At 40.9% G+C, this 17,132-nt stretch carries 17 protein-coding genes and 1 pseudogene; 9 read left to right on the forward strand and 9 right to left on the reverse strand.

The window, feature by feature from the left end; genetic code table 11:
- Positions 1 to 666: 666 nt before the first annotated feature.
- The 6 genes from H6H03_RS11245 (at position 667) to H6H03_RS11270 (ending at position 7,736) form a co-directional block, all read left to right on the forward strand.
- Entirely contained in the window at positions 667 to 1,839 is a 1,173-nt protein-coding gene (locus H6H03_RS11245; protein WP_190955216.1) for a DegT/DnrJ/EryC1/StrS family aminotransferase, read from the forward strand.
- A gap of 92 nt (positions 1,840 to 1,931) precedes the next feature.
- Entirely contained in the window at positions 1,932 to 2,819 is an 888-nt protein-coding gene (gene crtB / locus H6H03_RS11250) for a cyanoexosortase B (RefSeq protein ID WP_190955379.1), read from the forward strand.
- 232 nt (positions 2,820 to 3,051) lie between these two features.
- Positions 3,052 to 3,777 carry a cyanoexosortase B system-associated protein gene (locus H6H03_RS11255; protein WP_190955217.1) on the forward strand — a complete coding sequence of 242 codons (726 nt, stop codon included), beginning with the start codon at positions 3,052 to 3,054 and terminating at the stop codon, positions 3,775 to 3,777.
- A 229-nt stretch (positions 3,778 to 4,006) separates the two neighbouring features.
- Positions 4,007 to 5,359 (forward strand): polysaccharide biosynthesis/export family protein, encoded by a 1,353-nt coding sequence (locus H6H03_RS11260; protein ID WP_190955218.1) that lies wholly within the window; start codon positions 4,007 to 4,009, stop codon positions 5,357 to 5,359.
- 42 nt (positions 5,360 to 5,401) lie between these two features.
- Positions 5,402 to 5,587 carry a hypothetical protein gene (locus tag H6H03_RS11265; RefSeq protein WP_190955219.1) on the forward strand — a complete coding sequence of 62 codons (186 nt, stop codon included), beginning with the start codon at positions 5,402 to 5,404 and terminating at the stop codon, positions 5,585 to 5,587.
- Positions 5,568 to 7,736, forward strand: coding sequence for a GumC family protein (locus tag H6H03_RS11270; RefSeq protein ID WP_190955220.1), 2,169 nt, complete (start codon positions 5,568 to 5,570; stop codon positions 7,734 to 7,736). The genes H6H03_RS11265 and H6H03_RS11270 overlap by 20 nt, the downstream gene beginning before the upstream one ends.
- A gap of 130 nt (positions 7,737 to 7,866) precedes the next feature.
- On the opposite strand, the gene H6H03_RS11275 is transcribed toward H6H03_RS11270, so the two are convergent.
- The 3 genes from H6H03_RS11275 to H6H03_RS11285 all read right to left on the reverse strand — a co-directional run bounded on the left by H6H03_RS11275 (position 7,867) and on the right by H6H03_RS11285 (position 10,286).
- Positions 7,867 to 8,538: a rhomboid family intramembrane serine protease gene (locus H6H03_RS11275; RefSeq protein ID WP_190955221.1), complete on the reverse strand. Its 672-nt coding sequence runs from the start codon at positions 8,536 to 8,538 to the stop codon at positions 7,867 to 7,869.
- Positions 8,539 to 8,835: 297 nt separating this feature from the next.
- The gene (locus H6H03_RS11280; RefSeq protein WP_190955222.1) at positions 8,836 to 9,552 is read right to left on the reverse strand and encodes a rhomboid family intramembrane serine protease; all 717 of its coding nucleotides are present in this window, start codon (positions 9,550 to 9,552) and stop codon (positions 8,836 to 8,838) included.
- A gap of 257 nt (positions 9,553 to 9,809) precedes the next feature.
- The gene (locus H6H03_RS11285) at positions 9,810 to 10,286 is read right to left on the reverse strand and encodes an MEKHLA domain-containing protein (protein ID WP_190955223.1); all 477 of its coding nucleotides are present in this window, start codon (positions 10,284 to 10,286) and stop codon (positions 9,810 to 9,812) included.
- A 167-nt stretch (positions 10,287 to 10,453) separates the two neighbouring features.
- Between H6H03_RS11285 and H6H03_RS11290 the strand changes: the two genes are divergently transcribed.
- Entirely contained in the window at positions 10,454 to 11,068 is a 615-nt protein-coding gene (locus H6H03_RS11290; protein ID WP_190955224.1) for a tetratricopeptide repeat protein, read from the forward strand.
- Between the two features lie 170 nt (positions 11,069 to 11,238).
- Here H6H03_RS11290 and H6H03_RS11295 read toward each other — a convergent pair whose 3' ends face one another.
- The 6 genes and pseudogenes from H6H03_RS11295 to uvrB form a co-directional block, all read right to left on the reverse strand.
- On the reverse strand, positions 11,239 to 11,937 hold the full coding sequence (locus H6H03_RS11295; RefSeq protein ID WP_190955225.1) for a hypothetical protein: 699 nt from the start codon (positions 11,935 to 11,937) through the stop codon (positions 11,239 to 11,241).
- Positions 11,924 to 12,337, reverse strand: a complete 414-nt coding sequence (locus tag H6H03_RS11300) for a hypothetical protein (RefSeq protein ID WP_190955226.1) — start codon at positions 12,335 to 12,337, stop codon at positions 11,924 to 11,926. The genes H6H03_RS11295 and H6H03_RS11300 overlap by 14 nt, the downstream gene beginning before the upstream one ends.
- 150 nt (positions 12,338 to 12,487) lie before the next feature.
- Complete coding sequence (locus tag H6H03_RS11305) at positions 12,488 to 13,069, reverse strand: Uma2 family endonuclease (protein ID WP_190955227.1); 582 nt, start codon at positions 13,067 to 13,069, stop codon at positions 12,488 to 12,490.
- Positions 13,070 to 13,195: 126 nt separating this feature from the next.
- Positions 13,196 to 13,453: a hypothetical protein gene (locus H6H03_RS11310; RefSeq protein ID WP_190955228.1), complete on the reverse strand. Its 258-nt coding sequence runs from the start codon at positions 13,451 to 13,453 to the stop codon at positions 13,196 to 13,198.
- A pseudogene (locus tag H6H03_RS41990) lies at positions 13,440 to 13,712 on the reverse strand (BrnT family toxin). The gene H6H03_RS11310 and the pseudogene H6H03_RS41990 overlap by 14 nt, the downstream one beginning before the upstream one ends.
- A 59-nt stretch (positions 13,713 to 13,771) precedes the next feature.
- Positions 13,772 to 15,769, reverse strand: a complete 1,998-nt coding sequence (gene uvrB / locus H6H03_RS11320; protein ID WP_190955229.1) for an excinuclease ABC subunit UvrB — start codon at positions 15,767 to 15,769, stop codon at positions 13,772 to 13,774.
- A 248-nt stretch (positions 15,770 to 16,017) separates the two neighbouring features.
- Here uvrB and H6H03_RS11325 point away from each other — a divergent pair, with 248 nt between their 5' ends.
- Both H6H03_RS11325 and H6H03_RS11330 read left to right on the forward strand, forming a co-directional pair.
- The gene (locus H6H03_RS11325) at positions 16,018 to 16,485 is read left to right on the forward strand and encodes a hypothetical protein (protein ID WP_190955230.1); all 468 of its coding nucleotides are present in this window, start codon (positions 16,018 to 16,020) and stop codon (positions 16,483 to 16,485) included.
- A 342-nt stretch (positions 16,486 to 16,827) separates the two neighbouring features.
- Positions 16,828 to 17,010: a CsbD family protein gene (locus H6H03_RS11330; protein WP_190955231.1), complete on the forward strand. Its 183-nt coding sequence runs from the start codon at positions 16,828 to 16,830 to the stop codon at positions 17,008 to 17,010.
- Positions 17,011 to 17,132 lie beyond the last annotated feature (122 nt).

Genomic DNA, 17,132 nt, shown 5'->3' on the forward strand with positions numbered 1-17,132 from the left:
AATGTTCTGTATTAATCGCTGTTGTAGTCTCTATTACTTGAGATTTGGCAATCAGACTGCGTTAGATTTTGATTCAGCTAGGGTAACCTAACCTTAAGGATACAACAAAGGGTCTATGATTCTTGATGTACTGAAGGGAAATTTCTGTTACTATTATCAGCGTAATTTTACTTAAAAATAGCTAAATTAATGTAATTTTTGTTAGCAAAAATTACTGATAACAGCTACTATGACTGCACCGCATTCAAAATTAAAAACTTATGCGGAAAAGTTGAGGAGCTGTATTGGAGAGCCAGCAAGGTTTTTTGGGTTCCACGCCAAAACGACTGACATCCAGCTTTTTAGCTTAAAGCAAATGGCATCTGAATATTTAGAAACTACCTACCCTACTTTCAGCAAGTTACAGACTTTCTGCAAATTTCCCAAATCTGAGCTTTCTAGCTTCCAGAGAGTTATTTCTACCAAACAATACAAAATAGTTTCTAGAAATACATTAAACCTATTACAATTTAACGGGGAAAACTGTACGTGATTTTAATTTTTTCCAAAAAAATAATTTTTTGCTTTGGTGAACAACAGCAGCAAAGTACATGAAAAATTTTAAATTTATTTTGGGACAAGCCACAAATAAACACAAATAAATGGGGAATTTGAGGATAACTGATAATGAATAAAATGGGTATTAGAGTTCCTTTTGTAGACCTGAAGTTACAACACAAACCAATTCAAGGACAATTGCAAAGTGCAATCCAATCTGTTTTGGAACAAGGGGATTTTGTTTTAGGCCAAGCACTTTCAGATTTTGAAGCGGCATTTGCGGCAGCGTCTGGGGCAGAATATGGGGTTGGTGTGGCATCAGGAACAGATGCGATCGCCTTGGGATTGCAAGCGTGTAATATTGGTGTTGGTGATGAAGTGATTTTACCAGCAAACACTTTTATCGCAACCTTAATTGGAGTTTTACGCGCTGGTGCTAAGCCCATTTTAGTAGATTGCGATGGACAGACAGCTTTAATTGACTTAGAAGCAGCAGCAAAGGCAATTACGCCTCAGACAAAAGCAATTATTCCTGTGCATCTCTATGGCCAAATGGTATCACCACAGAAATTATTCGATTTTGCTGATACCTACAAATTACTAATTTTTGAAGATGCAGCACAAGCACACCTCGCCCAAAGAGACGGATATCACGCTGGTTCCGTAGGAATAGCAGCAGCTTTTAGTTTCTATCCCAGTAAAAATTTGGGAGCATTTGGGGATGGGGGAATGCTACTGACACGAAATTCTGATGTCGCCCAAAAGATGGTGCGCTTGCGAAATTATGGGGCATCACAAAAATATTTTCACACTGAACCAGGTACAAATAGCCGCTTAGATACCTTACAAGCAGCGATCTTGCACCAGAAACTACCACATTTACCAGAATGGAATCGCGATCGCTTGACTATCGCCCAAGAATATGATAATGAATTAGCACCTTTAGGGACTGCTGGCATTATCCCCATCGAAAACCAAAGTGGTACAGGGCATGTTTATCATCTTTATGTGATTAGAGTTGATGATTGTTGCCCCATAGAACGCCAGCAACTCCAAGAACAGTTAACAGCAGCAGGAATTCAAACTGGCATTCATTACCCAATTCCTTGTCATCTCCAGCCAGCATTTACCTACTTAGGGTATCAGCCAGGAGATTTTCCCCAAGCAGAAAAGTTATCAAAGCAAATATTATCATTACCTATGTATCCTGGTTTGAGCACTAGCCAAATCAAAGAAGTTGTAGCAGCGATCGCCAATGCAGTTTCAACAAATTCTCAGGAGTCATTAGTCGTTAGTCATTAGTTATTAGTCATTGGTCATTAGTTATTAGTCATTAGTCTAAAACCAATGCCCAATGCCTCATGCTCAATGCCCCATACCCAATAATTAAAATCATGGCACTCCAGCAACAGATTAAAAACAGAAACGTGTCAGGTTTGTTAAATTTAGCTATTTTAGGCATTCTACTGCTGCTTTATGCTCCTATATTGCTACATTGGCTGGATGGTTGGCTGCACAAAAATATTAGTACAGAACACGAATATTTCAGTCATGGGATTATTGGTCTGCCATTTGCTGCTTATTTGGGCTGGTTGAACCGGAAACAGTGGGCACGTTTGCCAGATACTATCCATCCTTTGGGTGCAGTTTTCTTGTTATTAGGAGGAGTATTTTATCTTAGCGGTGTTAGAGAGTGGGTTAATCTTTCGCTGCCTTTTATACTAAGTGGGTTGTGCTTGTGGTTTAAGGGAGTACCAGGTTTGCGATCGCAAGCATTTCCACTCCTGTTGGTATTTCTAGCAACTCCAACATCAGTACCCTACCTGATTGCTCCCTATACCTTGCCTCTTCAAAGCTTCATCGCTGGTAGCGCAGGCTTCATACTGAATCAATTTGGTATGGAAGTAACTGTGGATGAGATAAATCTCTACGTGGGAGGACGGATTGTGGAAGTCGCCCCCTATTGTGCAGGGCTGAAAATGTTGTTCACTACACTCTACGTCGGTTTGATGCTGCTTTATTGGACAGGCGCATTATCTTCACGCCGCACTACTATATCGTTTTTATCTATTGCTGTGATAATTAGTACTACTGCCAATATTATTCGTAACACTTTACTAACCTTTTTTCACGGGACAGGTCAAGAAGGAGCTTTTAGATGGCTCCATGATAGTTGGGGTGGTGACCTCTACTCTGCTTTGATGCTCGTATCATTAGTGCCCTTGCTGAATTGGATTAATAACTATTTTTCTGCATCTGGGGAAGTTGGGGATGAGGCATAGGGCAAACAGGAAGTGTGGGAGAAGGGAGAAGTGTGGGAGGTATGAGAGGAGTAGGAAGAGGGAGAAGGAGGGGTGGGAGGTGTGGGAAGAGACGGGGGCATAAATTCTTTTTCTCCCCACACTCCCCACACTCCACACACTCCCCACACTCCCGCCTAAGTCCTAAATATCACTGAACTCATGGTGTTATTTTTTAAAGTAAAATTTTGCGTAAGTATTGAAAATTTTACTAATGATTTCCTTCTCTAAGTTTTTCAAAGAAAACCGATTGAGTCAGGTAGCAGCACTTTTGTTATTGCTATTGCTGTTGGTGATGGGAGGGGTTCCTGGATATCTGACAGGACACTGGCAATGGAAGCAGCCGTCACCTGTGTCTAGTCTCAAGGAATTAAGGCAAATCCGCAAGGCTGGGTTAACTGTTCCTGGTTGGCAAACTACTGAACAAGGAGAACAGCAAATTGGCGAACATAAATGGTCTGTGCAGGTGATTAAAAAAGAAGGCTCAGAGGACACTCAGGCGATTTTACTTTTGCTACCGCAAAGCGGGCCTATGGAACAACCAGAGGTTGAGTGGACAGAGGTTAACGGCTGGGGAAGGTCGCGCTGGGGAAAATGGGATGTAGCTCAATATCGTAGTGCTGAATTTACTGTCAAACCATCTGCAAAGTTAGCTTCTAATGTTGAAACGAAAGTAGAAGCTAGGTTCTTTCGCGGCTCGACACCACAACAAACCTTTGCTGTTTTGCAATGGTACGCTATGCCAAACGGCGGAAATCCATCGCCATTCAACTGGTTCGTTGCAGACCAGTTGGCACAGTGGCGTAAACAACGCACTCCTTGGGTAGGCGTGAGCATTTTGATTCCAATGGAACCCTTGGGACAAGTAGAAAAATCTTGGCCTTTAGCTGAGTCTATTGGAGAAACAGTACAAGCTGCATTGATGGCTGGGCCTCTGTAGATTATGTTAAATGTACATTTGTACAGAGATTTAGCAAAGTAGTTGTGCGATCGCTCTGTGGCTGAAACTAAGTTAAAAGATGTTCAAAATATGAAGTTAGAATTAGAATTGACACAATTTTTCGGCTTTTTCCTGGTAAATACTTGTAGATAAAAGAGACATCAAGGACATTTTTAGGGTAAAATAACGAGTCGGCGCGACTAATTATTACATAAGTTTTCCTGCACCGATGTTGATAACTCCCAGTTCTTATATGCGTGCATTCAGCGCCCTGTGTTTTGTCAGTCTTCAAGTAGGGGTTTTCTTAACAGCACCTATCCAGGTTGTTGTTGCTCAGCCTTTCCCATATAAAGGGCAACCCCCTTCCCCTGTACCCGGTACTGAGGACGTTGTACCTCCAAGTACAAATGACGAAATTTCGCCTCAACTCAGCCGCTACCTTTTGGGACCAGGAGATAGTATTGGCGTTGTGCTTCAGCGTCCTCCTGGCCCCTATCGTTTAGGAATCGGAGATGGAATTAGCGTTTCGGTTCAGCGCTTTCCAGAGTTAAGCTTTCAAGCTGTAATTAATCCAGAAGGTAACATTGTAGTGCCGCTGCTAGGAACAGTTTCCTTACAAGGTTTAACTCTGGAAGAAGCTCAAGAAAAAATTCGCTTGGGCTTAAATCGTTATGTTGTCGATCCGGTAATAGTTTTAGCCCTAGCAAGCCAGCGTCAAGACTTTGTTTTTCAAGCTATCATCAGTCCAGAAGGCAACGTTGTAGTGCCACAAGTGGGAACTGTGTCATTACAAGGTTTAACTTTGGAAGAAGCTCAAGAAAAAATTCGCTTGGGTTTGAGTCGAATTTTTCCAGATCCGATCGTGGTGGTATCTTTGATAGGAACGCGACCAGTCCAAGTTACCATTAGCGGGGAAATATTTCGACCAGGAATTTATCCGATTAATTCACCAACGCCCCGCGTTGCCGATGCTTTATTAATATCCGGTGGTTCAACGCTGAATGCAGACCTCCGACAAGTGCAAATACGCCGGAAGTTAGTGGATGGTTCAGTGGTTTCGCAAACTATTGACTTGTATGCAGCGCTACAAAATGGTGGTTCAATCCCTAATTTACGCTTACAAGACGGAGATGCGATCGTTGTGCCTCGTCGTGAAGTCGGCAATGAAGATGGTTATGACCGCAATTTGGTAGCACGTTCATCCTTAGCTACACCACAGATTCGAGTCCGAGTTTTAAACTACGCTGCTGGAGGTATTTCTACTCAAGCACTGCCCAATGGCAGTACATTTGTAGATGCTTTGGGAGGAGTAAATCTTGACACTGCTAACCTCCGAAGTATCGCTTTGGTTCGGTTCGATCCCGAACGAGGTAAAGCCATTACCCAAAAACTAGATGCTAAAAAAGCTCTGGGAGGTGATGCATCTCAAAACGTGCCACTTCAAGATAATGATGTTATTGTTGTTGGTCGGAACCTCGTCGGTAGAATTACTAATTTACTGAGTACCATTACCCAACCCTTCTTCAATGTGCAATCTTTTCTCCGATTTTTTGATAACTTCGGTGGTGGCGGTTCTAATTAGGGAGTGTAGAGCGGGAAGAGGGGAAGATGGGGGGATGGGGAGATGGGGAGACGCGGGGACGCAGGGACGCAAAGAGATGAATTAATAACCAATGCCCAATGCCCAATGCTCAATGCCCAATACTTCTCTACGAGAGGCTGCGCCAACGGCTGCGCTCAGTACAAGTGCCCAATGCCCAATGCCCAACGAGTAAATATATGCCCCTACTATGACCCCACCAATTGTTAAGCGCTATCTTATTGCTTTTGAAAAATACAAGTGGATTGGACTAGCTAGTTTTGGTTTAGTTATAGTGGGGTCAACAGTGGTGGCTATGCAACCAGATCCACCTGCTAGCTATATAGCATCCGCCGCACTTACATATAGTGGCCCACCGGTTTCTTTCTCTGCAACTGGTAGTGAAATCCAACAGCAAGGAAAGGAATTAAATGAGGAAGTTTTACTATCAAATCAGATAATTGCAGCAGTAGCAGAGAAAGTAAATCTCAAACCGAAACAACTCGGTGCAAGTATTGTCCTTTCTCTGCCTAAGAAAAACCCCAGGACTGGAGATTTTGAAACTACTACTTTTGAACTGAAATATGTAGATACTGACCCCAAACGAGCTATAGAAGTTTTGGCAGAATTGATGCAATCAATGGTCAAGTTGAGCAGTGACATCAATACTGGACGATTACAAGCAATTATTCAAAAAATTAACGAGCGCCTACCACAAGCTAAACGCGAATTGCAAATTGCTGAAAAGAGGTTGGAACAGTACGATCGCATTGAGCGCACAGCAATATTAGCAGCTGAAAATGGTAGTTTGCTGGCTGCTGTTACTGCTAGCCAAAATCTCCAACGGCAAATTCAATTAACTATTTCTGGCGTTGATGGTCAAATTCGCAGTTTACAAAATAAGTTAGGTTTAACAGTTGGACAGGCTTATGTTTCTTCAGCTTTGAGTGCCGATCCCATTATTGGCAACTTGCGATCGCAAATTTATCAAAGTGAGTCGCAAATCGCTTTATTAAGGAAAGATTTACGACTTGAACACCCAACGATGATTCAGCTACTGCGGCAAAAACAAGCAGCTGAAGAATTACTCCAACAACGTGCAGCGGAAGTGTTAGGCGGTAATGGAATGGCGGCTCCACTCCAGGGTAATATTGCTGGTATTCGTACTCAGAGTAGTTTAGACCCAGCACGCCAACAGCTAGCAAACCAAATGGTGTCTTTGCAAACCCAACGGGAGACACTCCAACAGCAACTAGCTCAAGAAATCCAACAAGAAGCACGTCTGCGACGAGAGTATTCTTTGATACCTAATAAGCAATTAGAGCGATCGCGTTTAGAACAGGAGGTTGGACTCAAAAAAGCCATCTATGACCAAATGCAGGCTAAGCTAACGGATGCTAAAACCGCTGAGGCAGAAACAACTAGCAGCCTTAGCGTTGCCAGACGCCCGACAGTTACTCCCGATATCAAACCTCCTAAGAGTGTACCTATTACCCTGGCTGTGGGTGGTGCCTTGGGTGTGTTAGTTGGTGGTGGGGTGATATTTTTATTGGGATCGCTGGAAGGAACTTTCAAAACCAGAGAAGATATCCGCGAGAGCCTCAAGCAACGGGAAGTGGCACTGTTGGGAGAGTTGCCTTTAATGCTAGTTGATGATTTGGATCGAGAAGCTGTGCCAGTGGTACTTTCTCCAGAATCTCCCTACTTAGAATTTTATGAAAAGTTCCGTAGTAATCTACGGCGGATTGGTGGTAAAAATTTAAAGGTAGTTTTAATTACTAGTACCAGTAGCTTAGAGGGTAAAACGGCAAGTGCTTATAACTTGGGTATTGCTTCTGCCCGTGCTGGGAAAAGAACTTTAATTATTGAAACAGATTTGCGATCGCCTTCTCGGTGTACATCGCTGAAAGTAATTCCCGATCCTGACGCCACCATTGAACCCCTGCGTTATTACGCTGACTTGAGTGAATGTATTCGTTTAGTTCCTGATGTAGAAAATTTATACATTCTTCCCAGCCCCGGCCCGGTGCGGCAATCTGCTGCTATTCTCGAATCTAGCGAAATGCGACGGCTGATGGATGATGTCCGCGAACGTTTTGATTTAGTGATTTTAGATACTAGCCCCTTAAGTTTATCCAATGACCCATTGTTAATCCAACCCTACAGCGATGGCATGGTACTAGTGGCGCGACCACATTATACAGAAGAGAACATGTTAGGCGAGGCGATCGATCAATTGGTTGAATCGGAACTAGGGTTATTAGGAGCAATTATTAATGGTGCTGATATCGTCGTTTCTCTACCTCCCCCAACGTTTTCATCTGAAGTAGAACCAGAAAATGTTGAAGAATCAGAAGAAGTTTCAGCGGGTGCGAGTTGAATGGGGACTGGGGGAGATGGGGAGACTTGTACTGAGCGGAGCCGAAGTATGGGGAGATGGGGTAAAACTACGCCCACCAACTCATCACTCCTAACTCCTAACTATTAACTCTTAATGCCCCATGCCCAATTTAATCGCGTCTAAACAACCCAAATAAGGGAGCAAGAATCATTCCAAAAACAAAACCACCGATGTGTGCCCAGTAGGCAACTCCACCAGTTTGTACGCTCATGTTAGCGGCTGTTTGCAGACTAGCAAGACCGGATATGACATTTTGTACAAAGAAAAGTCCAATTATTACTAATGCTGGAACTCGGATAGTGGTGATGAAAATCCCCAAAAAGATTAAAGTCATCACTCTAGCTTGGGGAAAGCGAATAATGTACGCACCTAAAACCCCAGAGATTGCGCCACTTGCGCCCAATGAAGGAATATCAGAATTGATGCTAATAAACCATTGGCACAATGCAGCTAAAGCACCACATGTCAAATAAAAAATTAAATATTTAAAATGACCTAAACGATCTTCAATATTGTTGCCAAAAACCCAGAGAAACACCATATTTGAGATTAAGTGCCACCATCCGCCGTGTAAGAATTGTGACGTAAATAACGTTACCCATTCCCCAGATAAATTGGTGGTTAACTCTTGAGGGATTACTGCATACTGGCTTAAAAATTGATTCAATTGTGCATTTGGTAGGGTCACCTCATGAAGAAAAACTAAAATGTTCATGCCAATTAACCCATAGGTGAAATATGGGGTAATACGCGTGGGATTTTCATCGTAGAGAGGAAACACAGGTGTTTTTCCTAAATTATTGACTAACTGCAATATAGCTTGTATTACCCACAGTTGTTGAGTTTAGGTATTTTAGCTCAGAGGAAACTGCCGCACATCTAATGCAACAGATGTTTTCGTGTTGGCTGTTGGCTGTTAACCGTTAACAGTATGAATAACTGTAAAATTTAGAAAGCACAATAGCTTAATTTGGCAAAAATATCTCCACATTAATCCCAAATCACTAATCATAAATACTGCAAAATCCCACCCTTTAAAGAGTGGGATTGGCTTAAAAATAAAATTCTTGTAAACTTACTATGACCAAGATTCTTCCGGGGATTTATCGCTAAATAAACCCAAAAGTGGCCCAAGAATTGCGCCGAAGATAAAGCCGCCTGCATGGGCCCAGTAGGCAATACCGCCGCTTTCCATACCAATATTAGTAGGTGTTTCGAGGCTGACAAGTCCGTAGAAGGCTTGTTCGAGAAACCAAAATCCCAAAAAGAAGTATGCAGGGACGCGGAAAGTCGGGAAGAAAAATCCTAAGGGTACAACGCCAATAACTTCAGCTTTGGGAAAACGAAGAATATACGCTCCCATAACACCTGCGATCGCACCACTCGCACCCAATGAAGGAATGCTAGAATCTTGACCGAAGTACCACTGGGTTAATGATGCCAAAATGCCGCAAGATAAATAGAATAACAAATATTTGGCATGACCTAATTTATCCTCAACGTTATTACCAAAAATCCAGAGAAACAACATATTGCCGCCTAAGTGCAACAAACCACCGTGCAAAAATTGTGAAGTAATCAAAGTTGCCCACTCTGGCACTGGTTGATGTACAGAAATACCGGCAAAACTTAAGCTGAGTTCGCGAGGAACTACAGCTGCAAGGTGTAAAAACCCATTTAATGCTTGTGGGGGAAGGCTTGATTCATAAATAAATGCGAGGACGTTGGCAGCAACCAGGGCATAAGTCACATAAGGAGTAATTTTTGTAGGATTATTATCTCTAATGGGAACCACGGGCGTTTTTCCTGACTTGAAGACATAAACTCTACATTACTGAATTGTGCAAGTAGTTTCTTCTACCTCGTGGATAGTTCTCGCTTTAACTAAGTGAATAATTAATTAATACAAGTAGAACAATGTCGAAAAACCAAACTATGTTAAGAAAAATTAAATAGACTCAAACCCTCTTCCCTCCTGCCTCCTGCCTCGTGCCTCCTGCCTCATCGCAACGATAAATATTCACACCGACCTACTTATAGATCGCGCAGAGGTTATGTAACAAACGTACATTTAGAGTAAACCGCTGCTTGACCGCAATACTGATTCTGTTCATCTAAAAGATTCCAGAGGATACCGTCTTGGATTTCAAAGCGCTTACCAGTGCTGGTAATCCGCACACCAGAAAAATAGCTAAACCCTTTAGTTGCTGCTTCTAATAATAGGCGATCGCGTTCTTCTTGCACTACCTCTTCAGCGGATTTTCGGGAATGCATTGTAGTAAATTCTTCCCAAGACAGCTCCCAAAGTTCTAATGCTTTGCGATTACCATAGTTAAAAATTGGATCTGATTCAGTGCCGTGAGAAACTAAGACAAAAGGTGCTTCAAATAACATGTGTGCTATTTCTTGCGGTACACCATTTACATCCAACAAAGAATTTCCCGTCCAATGGCGAAAACTGTTTATAAGGCGTTGACTGTGGCGAATAATTACCTCTTGCTGCCAAGGAAATTCCATAACGTTGGTCATGAGAAAATGAATACATAGCACCAAATTTTAGTATGACATGAAATAGTTTTTTTAATTAATGCTTGAAAAAAGCAACAATGCATGATATTTGGAAAATTGGAAAAGGGTATTGACGTAATCTCCCCAAAGCTGAAAATATGCTAATTAATCCGTAGGCTTGGCAATTTATGTTTTTTTCAAATTCATTAGAAAATCAACTCCAACGGTGGAACGAAACTATTCGCAATCAACCTCAAAATCCCAATGCTTATATTCGCCGAGGCATGGTTAAGTTTCAGTTAGCGAAAATTGATGAATCTATTGAAGATTTTGATAAGGCAGAGCAATTAGACCCCCGTGTCAAACCCTACCTCTGGCAACGTGGATTATCGTACTATTATGCAGAAAGATTTGCTGAAGGCGCTCAGCAGTTTGAAATAGATTTGACTGTGAATGCTCAAGATGTAGAAGAAACAGTATGGCGATATCTCTGCATAGCTCGTTTCTCAGGTGTTGAAGAGGCACGTAATTCTTTACTAACTGTGAAAAATGATCCTCGTCGTGTAATGCAGCGCGTATATGATTTATATGCAGGAGATTGTACGCCAGATGATGTTTTAAATGTTGGGCGATCGCAAGGGATAAATGGAAATTTTTACAGTCATCTTTATTTGGGATTATATTACGAAGTTGAAAATAATCTTGACTTAGCTCAGGAATATATAGTTAAAGCTACTGATAATTACAAGATTGATGATTATATGTGGTATTTAGCGCAGGTACATAAAAAATTACGAGTATAGGCTCAGGTTTTTACTGTATAAAATACCCGTTATTTGCAAATAATATCTTCTCACTTATAACGTTATTTACAAGTCGCTACAGGAATCTAATTAACTCTGGTAGTCTTTAAATTTTTAATTGTTTGGTCAATACTAAAACTAGCAATGAATTATTATATTCCGACTGTTTCCTAGCTTTTTTTATAACCCCTGAAGGTAGTTTGCAATAGATTTAAAACTCGCTCAACTTCAATGCCAGAAGCAGGAAAAACCTCACCTACCCATTTCAAGGCTTTGCTTTTCTTTTCTAATAATCTCTCAGCAGATCCTGATGAAATGTTGAATATAAAATATTTATTTGTTTTGTGTGATAAATCTGAAACTAAACCAATAAAAGAACGAGCCTCATCCAATAATGAGGATGATGGAGCGTAAAACTTACATTCGATGGCCAAAAGTATCTCGGATGAACGGGGAACAACCCAGTATCCTGGCCTACTTCTGTATCTACATTGTCTAGCTTCCTCTCTCGATAAGACAGCGACATCACACTCGTGCAAGACGCCTGATGTTCCAGAAACTTTGATTCCAACATGAGCTTCTAAATCAGGTTTGTCTGGGAATGAAATAATGGCATGAGTGTAAGGATGTCGTTTTGATGCGATCTGTCCTGGGCTTGTTCGGAATACAAAAGTTGTAGGATTTCTGCTCGCGTTAACATCTTCGTAAGAAATACTTGCACCTTCTCTTTCAGCAGATCGCAGTACAAGAGAGAGCAAATATGCCTCGAATAGATCAGATGGATCTGATGTCACTGTCAAACTTGGATTAATGGCATAACCTAGTTGTAAGCTAATCTCATTCAGCAGATCAACATTACTCGCTATCATCTTCGGATATCCTTGCTCTCAACAAATTTAGTAATTCTTGTAATACACTAATAGCGTCTTGCCGTCTTGAAGTCAAAGAAGTTTCGTTAATTGAAAAAGATTCTTCAGAATTTTCGCTATCAGGATAGAAAGCAATTTCTGTTCTAAAAAAACTAATGATTTCACGTTCCATATCAGCAGTATTAATTACCGCTTGTTCAATGGCATCGACCAAGTATCTCAGTTTCTTATGAGCAGAAAAATCTTCGATAATCGTAGGAGACTTATTTTTATTTTTTGGAAGCTCTATTTCACCTGCAATAATTCCTACTTCTAGTTGCTCAACAACCCATCCAAACTGCGGATATTCAAGCATTGATAAAAGTTGTCTGTAAGCTAGCTCACATTCTTCTGCATTCATCGCATCGCTGATCGGTAGGTATGTATTTAAGCATTAAGCTTGTCAACTATTATTTCACTACCAACCATCTTAGTGCCAACCTTGATATTACCTATTCTCTTGTCTCTCTAAAAAGCTGAGATTTATGAGGCAACCTTACCGCTCATCTATTCAATTTTCGCTGGCTTCGGTTTCAAACTGCACTTGTTTGTATAAATCAGCGATCGCTATTTCTACATCCACCGATTCCAGTCGCAATATTTCATCGAAATTATACTCCGACAACACCCATTTTCCCTGTTCGCTGCGCCGAAACACTTCCACACCGGGTTGCTCTACTTGTACTAAGACATATTCTTCCAAGGTTGGAGATTGGCGATATTTGGCAAACTTTTTCCCCCTATCAGCTGCTTCTGTTGAAGGTGATAGCACTTCGATAATTAAACACGGAAATTGTATTAATTGTGGATCGGTATCGCGCTCATCGCAAGTCACTACTACATCTGGATAAAAATACTTTTGCCCTGGTTCTACCTGCACCTTCACATCTACAATGTAGACTTCACAAGAGCGATCGGCTAGGGCATCATCTAGAAGTCTAAAAAAATTTGCACAAACCCGATTATGGTTGCGCGTACCACCACTCATCGCTACAACTTCGCCATCCCAATATTCGTAGCGTTGCTCTTGAGTGGGTTCCCAAACGAGATATTCTTCTGCGCTCATCAAAATGCGATCGGGTAAAGCAACCATCGGTGCGATCGGGGAATGATTTACTTTTCTAGAATAGCCAAAACAGGGCGTTTTCTTTTAGTATGACCTCTCGAAAGGGAGAATCTGAGCAATACTATTTTTTTGTTAGGATCACCACCAAAATATTTAGTCTGTGCGATCTAGTGAGGTATTAGACTGTGTTATGGGTAAAGAAAGCTGGGTTTGCTTCATAACCCTGATTAAAAACCGTAGCGCCTCATTCACTGCATCAGCATTAGGAAATATTTCTGCCACATCAGGTTCTAGGCGAATGGTTGTCCCACCAAAGCTTTTGCGATCGGAGCCTAATTTTCTTACTCTTAGGCTCTTTAAATCATACTCCGATCGCAGTTCATCTTCCATTTCTGAGTTATCCTTCTTCATAAGCTTCTCGCTCGATACGTGTTACAACTCTTGCGCTAATCAAACGAATGGAATCTCCTCTTTCTGTATATGACACAATTAACAAGCGTCCCTGATTTGACTTTCCAAGTATAAGATAACGTTCTTCTTATTCAGAGTGGTCTGGATCGTAGAAGCCTACATAAAATGGATCGTTAAAAACTGTTTTAGCTTCCTCAAATGAAACTCCATGTTTTGAAAGATTTTTGATTGCTTTATTTTCTTCCCACTCAAATTTCATGGAATTATTATCAAATTTAGCATTTGGGTAAATCCCAAAGCTATTTTACAATAATCACATTAACGTCCTAGCATTTTATCCCGCAAATGTTTAATGCGATCGCGCAGTTTTGCGGCTTCTTCAAATTCGAGTTTTTTCGCCGCTTCTTTCATCTGTGTTTCTAACAAAGTAATCAATTCTGGAATCTGTTCTAAAGGTAGTTCATCGAGATGTTCATCTACGACTTTTAAATCACTTGCATTCAACCGCCGAGATACATCTAAAAATGACAAAATCGCATTACTAGATTTTTTCACAATCTGCTGCGGTGTAATTCCATGCAGTTTATTATATGCCGTTTGAATCCCGCGCCGCCTGTCTGTTTCGTCAATGGCTTTAATCATGCTGTCGGTGAGATTATCAGCATATAAAATTGCTTGTCCTTTGACGTGACGCGCCGCTCTACCAATAGTTTGAATTAGGGAACGTTCGGCTCGCAAAAAACCTTCTTTATCTGCGTCCATAATTACTACTAAGGAAACTTCCGGTAAATCCAAACCTTCCCGCAGCAAGTTTACTCCCACTAAAACATCGAAGCTCCCTTCGCGTAAGTTCTGCAAAATTTCAATTCGCTCAATTGAATTAATCTCAGAATGTAAATAGCGTACTCGAATACTGTGGTCTTCCAAGTATTCGGTTAAATCTTCCGCCATGCGTTTAGTTAATGTGGTAATCAGCACTCGTTCGTGGCGGTCAACTCTGTCTTTAATTTCTCCTAATAAATCATCAATTTGTCCTTCTGTAGGACGCACAGAAATTTCTGGATCGATCACCCCAGTGGGTCGAATTACTTGTTCTACTATATGACCTTCAGAAATTTCTAATTCCCAATTTCCTGGGGTTGCTGAAACAAAAATACACTGGTTTACTTTTTGCCAGAATTCTTCTGCTTTCAAAGGACGATTATCAGCAGCGCTGGGAAGCCTAAATCCGTGTTCAATTAAAACTTTTTTTCTCGCTTGGTCACCGTTATACATCCCCCGAATTTGGGGGACAGTCACGTGAGATTCATCGATAACTAATAACCAATCTTTGGGAAAATAATCAATTAAACATTCTGGTGGTTCTCCACCTTGTCTCCCTGCTAAGTGACGGGAATAGTTTTCGACGCCATTACAATAGCCAACTTCCTGCAACATTTCTAAGTCGTACCGCGTTCGTTGGTCTATGCGTTGCGCTTCTAATAATTTTCCGGCTTGTTCTAAGTCAGCTTTTTGCTGTTTTAATTCGGCGGCGATGTCTTGACAAGCTATTTCTAGGCGTTCTTCTGGGGTGACAAAGTGACGCGCGGGATAAACATTTACGGCTTCTAAACTTTTAAGAATTTCACCCGTCACAGGGTCGATGTAACGAATTGCGTCTATTTCATCACCAAAAAATTCGACGCGAATAATCCGGTCTTCATAGGCTGGACCAATTTCTAAAACATCACCTCGGACGCGAAATTTTCCCCGACCCATTTCTACGTCGTTACGGCTATATTGAACATTTGTCAAATCCCGTAATATTTGACGTTGATTTACTTCCATACCTATCTGGAGGGGGATGGCAGCTTTGAGATATTCTGCTGGCATTCCTAAACCGTAGATGCAACTGATGGAAGCGACGACAATGACATCACGGCGTTCAAAAAGCGATCGCGTCGCTGAATGCCGCAACATATCTATTTCATCGTTAATTGCCGCCGTTTTTTCAATATAAGTATCGGTGACTGGAATATATGCTTCTGGCTGATAGTAATCGTAGTAGCTGACGAAATACTCGACTGCGTTGTTAGGAAAAAATTCTCGTAGTTCGTTACAAAGTTGTGCAGCTAGGGTTTTGTTGTGCGCCAGGACTAAAGTAGGCTTGCCAATTTTTTCAATTACTGCTGCTACTGAAAATGTCTTGCCTGTTCCCGTGGCACCTAGTAAAGTTTGGTAACGATTGCCTGCTTGGATACTTGCACTGAGTTGAGCGATCGCTTGCGGTTGATCGCCTGTCGGACTAAAGGGAGCTTGAAGACAAAATTCTGTCATACAGTTTTGCTGAAAATACCCTGCCTGATTGTGACGATTTCACGCCCTATATATTGTAGCTCGGTAATTAAGCCACAAAATAGCAATAATCTTTTACAAAGTTTTACTATTCCGATTTACTTATGTGTAAGTTTTAAAGATTCTTATATCTATGTGAGGATTTTTAAGGTTAAACTTTGATACATAGGAAAAATTCATCTTTCCTTAATTATTGTAAAATTCAATTAATAAACCAGAGGTATTCAGTTATGGCTATTAGCAGTGGTGCTAAAGCGATCGCTCCTCGGCAGAAGTACGCAAAACTGAAAGGGGAAACTACAGTGGAAGTTGAAAATCACCAAGGCCAGAGTGTGGATAAAGATCAAGTCGAGCAAGCTAGCGAACAGTCAGTGCCTGAAACTCGTGGAACACTTGCCATTGCTGGAGTTCGTCCCATAGGCAGTAGCGACTTGGAAGTTGCTGAAAAACTTTCAATTTCTGGAATCCGTCCGGTTAGTACCAGTACCTTGGAAGTTGTGGAAACCTATAATGCAATGGGTATTCGTCCAATTGGTGCTAATACATTCAAAGTAGTTGAAAGTATTAATCTCTCCGGTATTCGTCCAGTTAGCTCAAGTTCATTAGTAATAGCCGAAAGCTATTCAGTATTTGGTAACCGTCCAATAGCATCAAATGATATAGACGATTCTGTAAACCTCATGGGTTTTCTAGATTAGACCAAAAGAATATTCCCATAACTTTATTAACCCAGTTCCGTAAAGAAACTGGGTTTTTTGTTTCAACACACCAAAGATATTTGTATTTGTTCTATGTCTTTTAGCATAGGTAACTAAGCTTTAACTATTTAAATTTAGCTTTAAATAATAGCTGTGATGCTTACTACAATTACTGTTTTCAATTCAGAATTCTGAATTCTGAATTCTAATTTTTTTAATATACCTTGTGGTGGAAGGCTTTAGCAAGAACCTTAAGTTAGCGTGTAATAGTAATAACAAAAGATTTCAAAGTTAGTTTATAGCTTTGAAATAAACTTACCATCCAATAAACAGGAGTATCAAATGAGCTTAGAAGATCGGGCTAAAGCTGCTGCTAAAAATATTGAAGGTAAAGCCCAAGAAATAGCAGGAAATGTTACCGGAGATCCAGAAGATAAAGCTGAAGGTAAAGCAAAGCAAGCCGAAAGCGAAGTACGTCACGGCATTGAAGACGTGAAAGAAAACATCAAGAAAAAAATTGATTAAAGTTTATATTTTTTGCAAAAGCTTTAGAAATATAACTAAGGTGTATCCCAATTTTTGCAAAAAAATATGAACTGTCTCGCAGCTAAGTTAAACTCATTTTATATTCATAAAAAAGGGTATTA

It is taken from the genome of Nostoc paludosum FACHB-159 (genome assembly GCF_014698835.1).
In the GTDB taxonomy this organism is placed as follows: Bacteria; Cyanobacteriota; Cyanobacteriia; order Cyanobacteriales; family Nostocaceae; genus Nostoc; species Nostoc paludosum.

Coding starts and splice junctions, on each gene's coding strand:
- H6H03_RS11245 (WP_190955216.1), top strand. CDS start 667: ATGAATAAAATGGGTATTAGAGTTCCTTTTGTAGACCTGAAGTTACAA.
- crtB (WP_190955379.1), top strand. CDS start 1,932: ATGGCACTCCAGCAACAGATTAAAAACAGAAACGTGTCAGGTTTGTTA.
- H6H03_RS11255 (WP_190955217.1), top strand. CDS start 3,052: ATGATTTCCTTCTCTAAGTTTTTCAAAGAAAACCGATTGAGTCAGGTA.
- H6H03_RS11260 (WP_190955218.1), top strand. CDS start 4,007: ATGTTGATAACTCCCAGTTCTTATATGCGTGCATTCAGCGCCCTGTGT.
- H6H03_RS11265 (WP_190955219.1), top strand. CDS start 5,402: ATGGGGAGACGCGGGGACGCAGGGACGCAAAGAGATGAATTAATAACC.
- H6H03_RS11270 (WP_190955220.1), top strand. CDS start 5,568: ATGACCCCACCAATTGTTAAGCGCTATCTTATTGCTTTTGAAAAATAC.
- H6H03_RS11285 (WP_190955223.1), bottom strand. CDS start 10,286: ATGACCAACGTTATGGAATTTCCTTGGCAGCAAGAGGTAATTATTCGC.
- H6H03_RS11290 (WP_190955224.1), top strand. CDS start 10,454: ATGTTTTTTTCAAATTCATTAGAAAATCAACTCCAACGGTGGAACGAA.
- H6H03_RS11295 (WP_190955225.1), bottom strand. CDS start 11,937: ATGATAGCGAGTAATGTTGATCTGCTGAATGAGATTAGCTTACAACTA.
- H6H03_RS11300 (WP_190955226.1), bottom strand. CDS start 12,337: ATGAATGCAGAAGAATGTGAGCTAGCTTACAGACAACTTTTATCAATG.
- H6H03_RS11305 (WP_190955227.1), bottom strand. CDS start 13,069: ATGGTTGCTTTACCCGATCGCATTTTGATGAGCGCAGAAGAATATCTC.
- H6H03_RS11310 (WP_190955228.1), bottom strand. CDS start 13,453: ATGAAGAAGGATAACTCAGAAATGGAAGATGAACTGCGATCGGAGTAT.
- uvrB (WP_190955229.1), bottom strand. CDS start 15,769: ATGACAGAATTTTGTCTTCAAGCTCCCTTTAGTCCGACAGGCGATCAA.
- H6H03_RS11325 (WP_190955230.1), top strand. CDS start 16,018: ATGGCTATTAGCAGTGGTGCTAAAGCGATCGCTCCTCGGCAGAAGTAC.
- H6H03_RS11330 (WP_190955231.1), top strand. CDS start 16,828: ATGAGCTTAGAAGATCGGGCTAAAGCTGCTGCTAAAAATATTGAAGGT.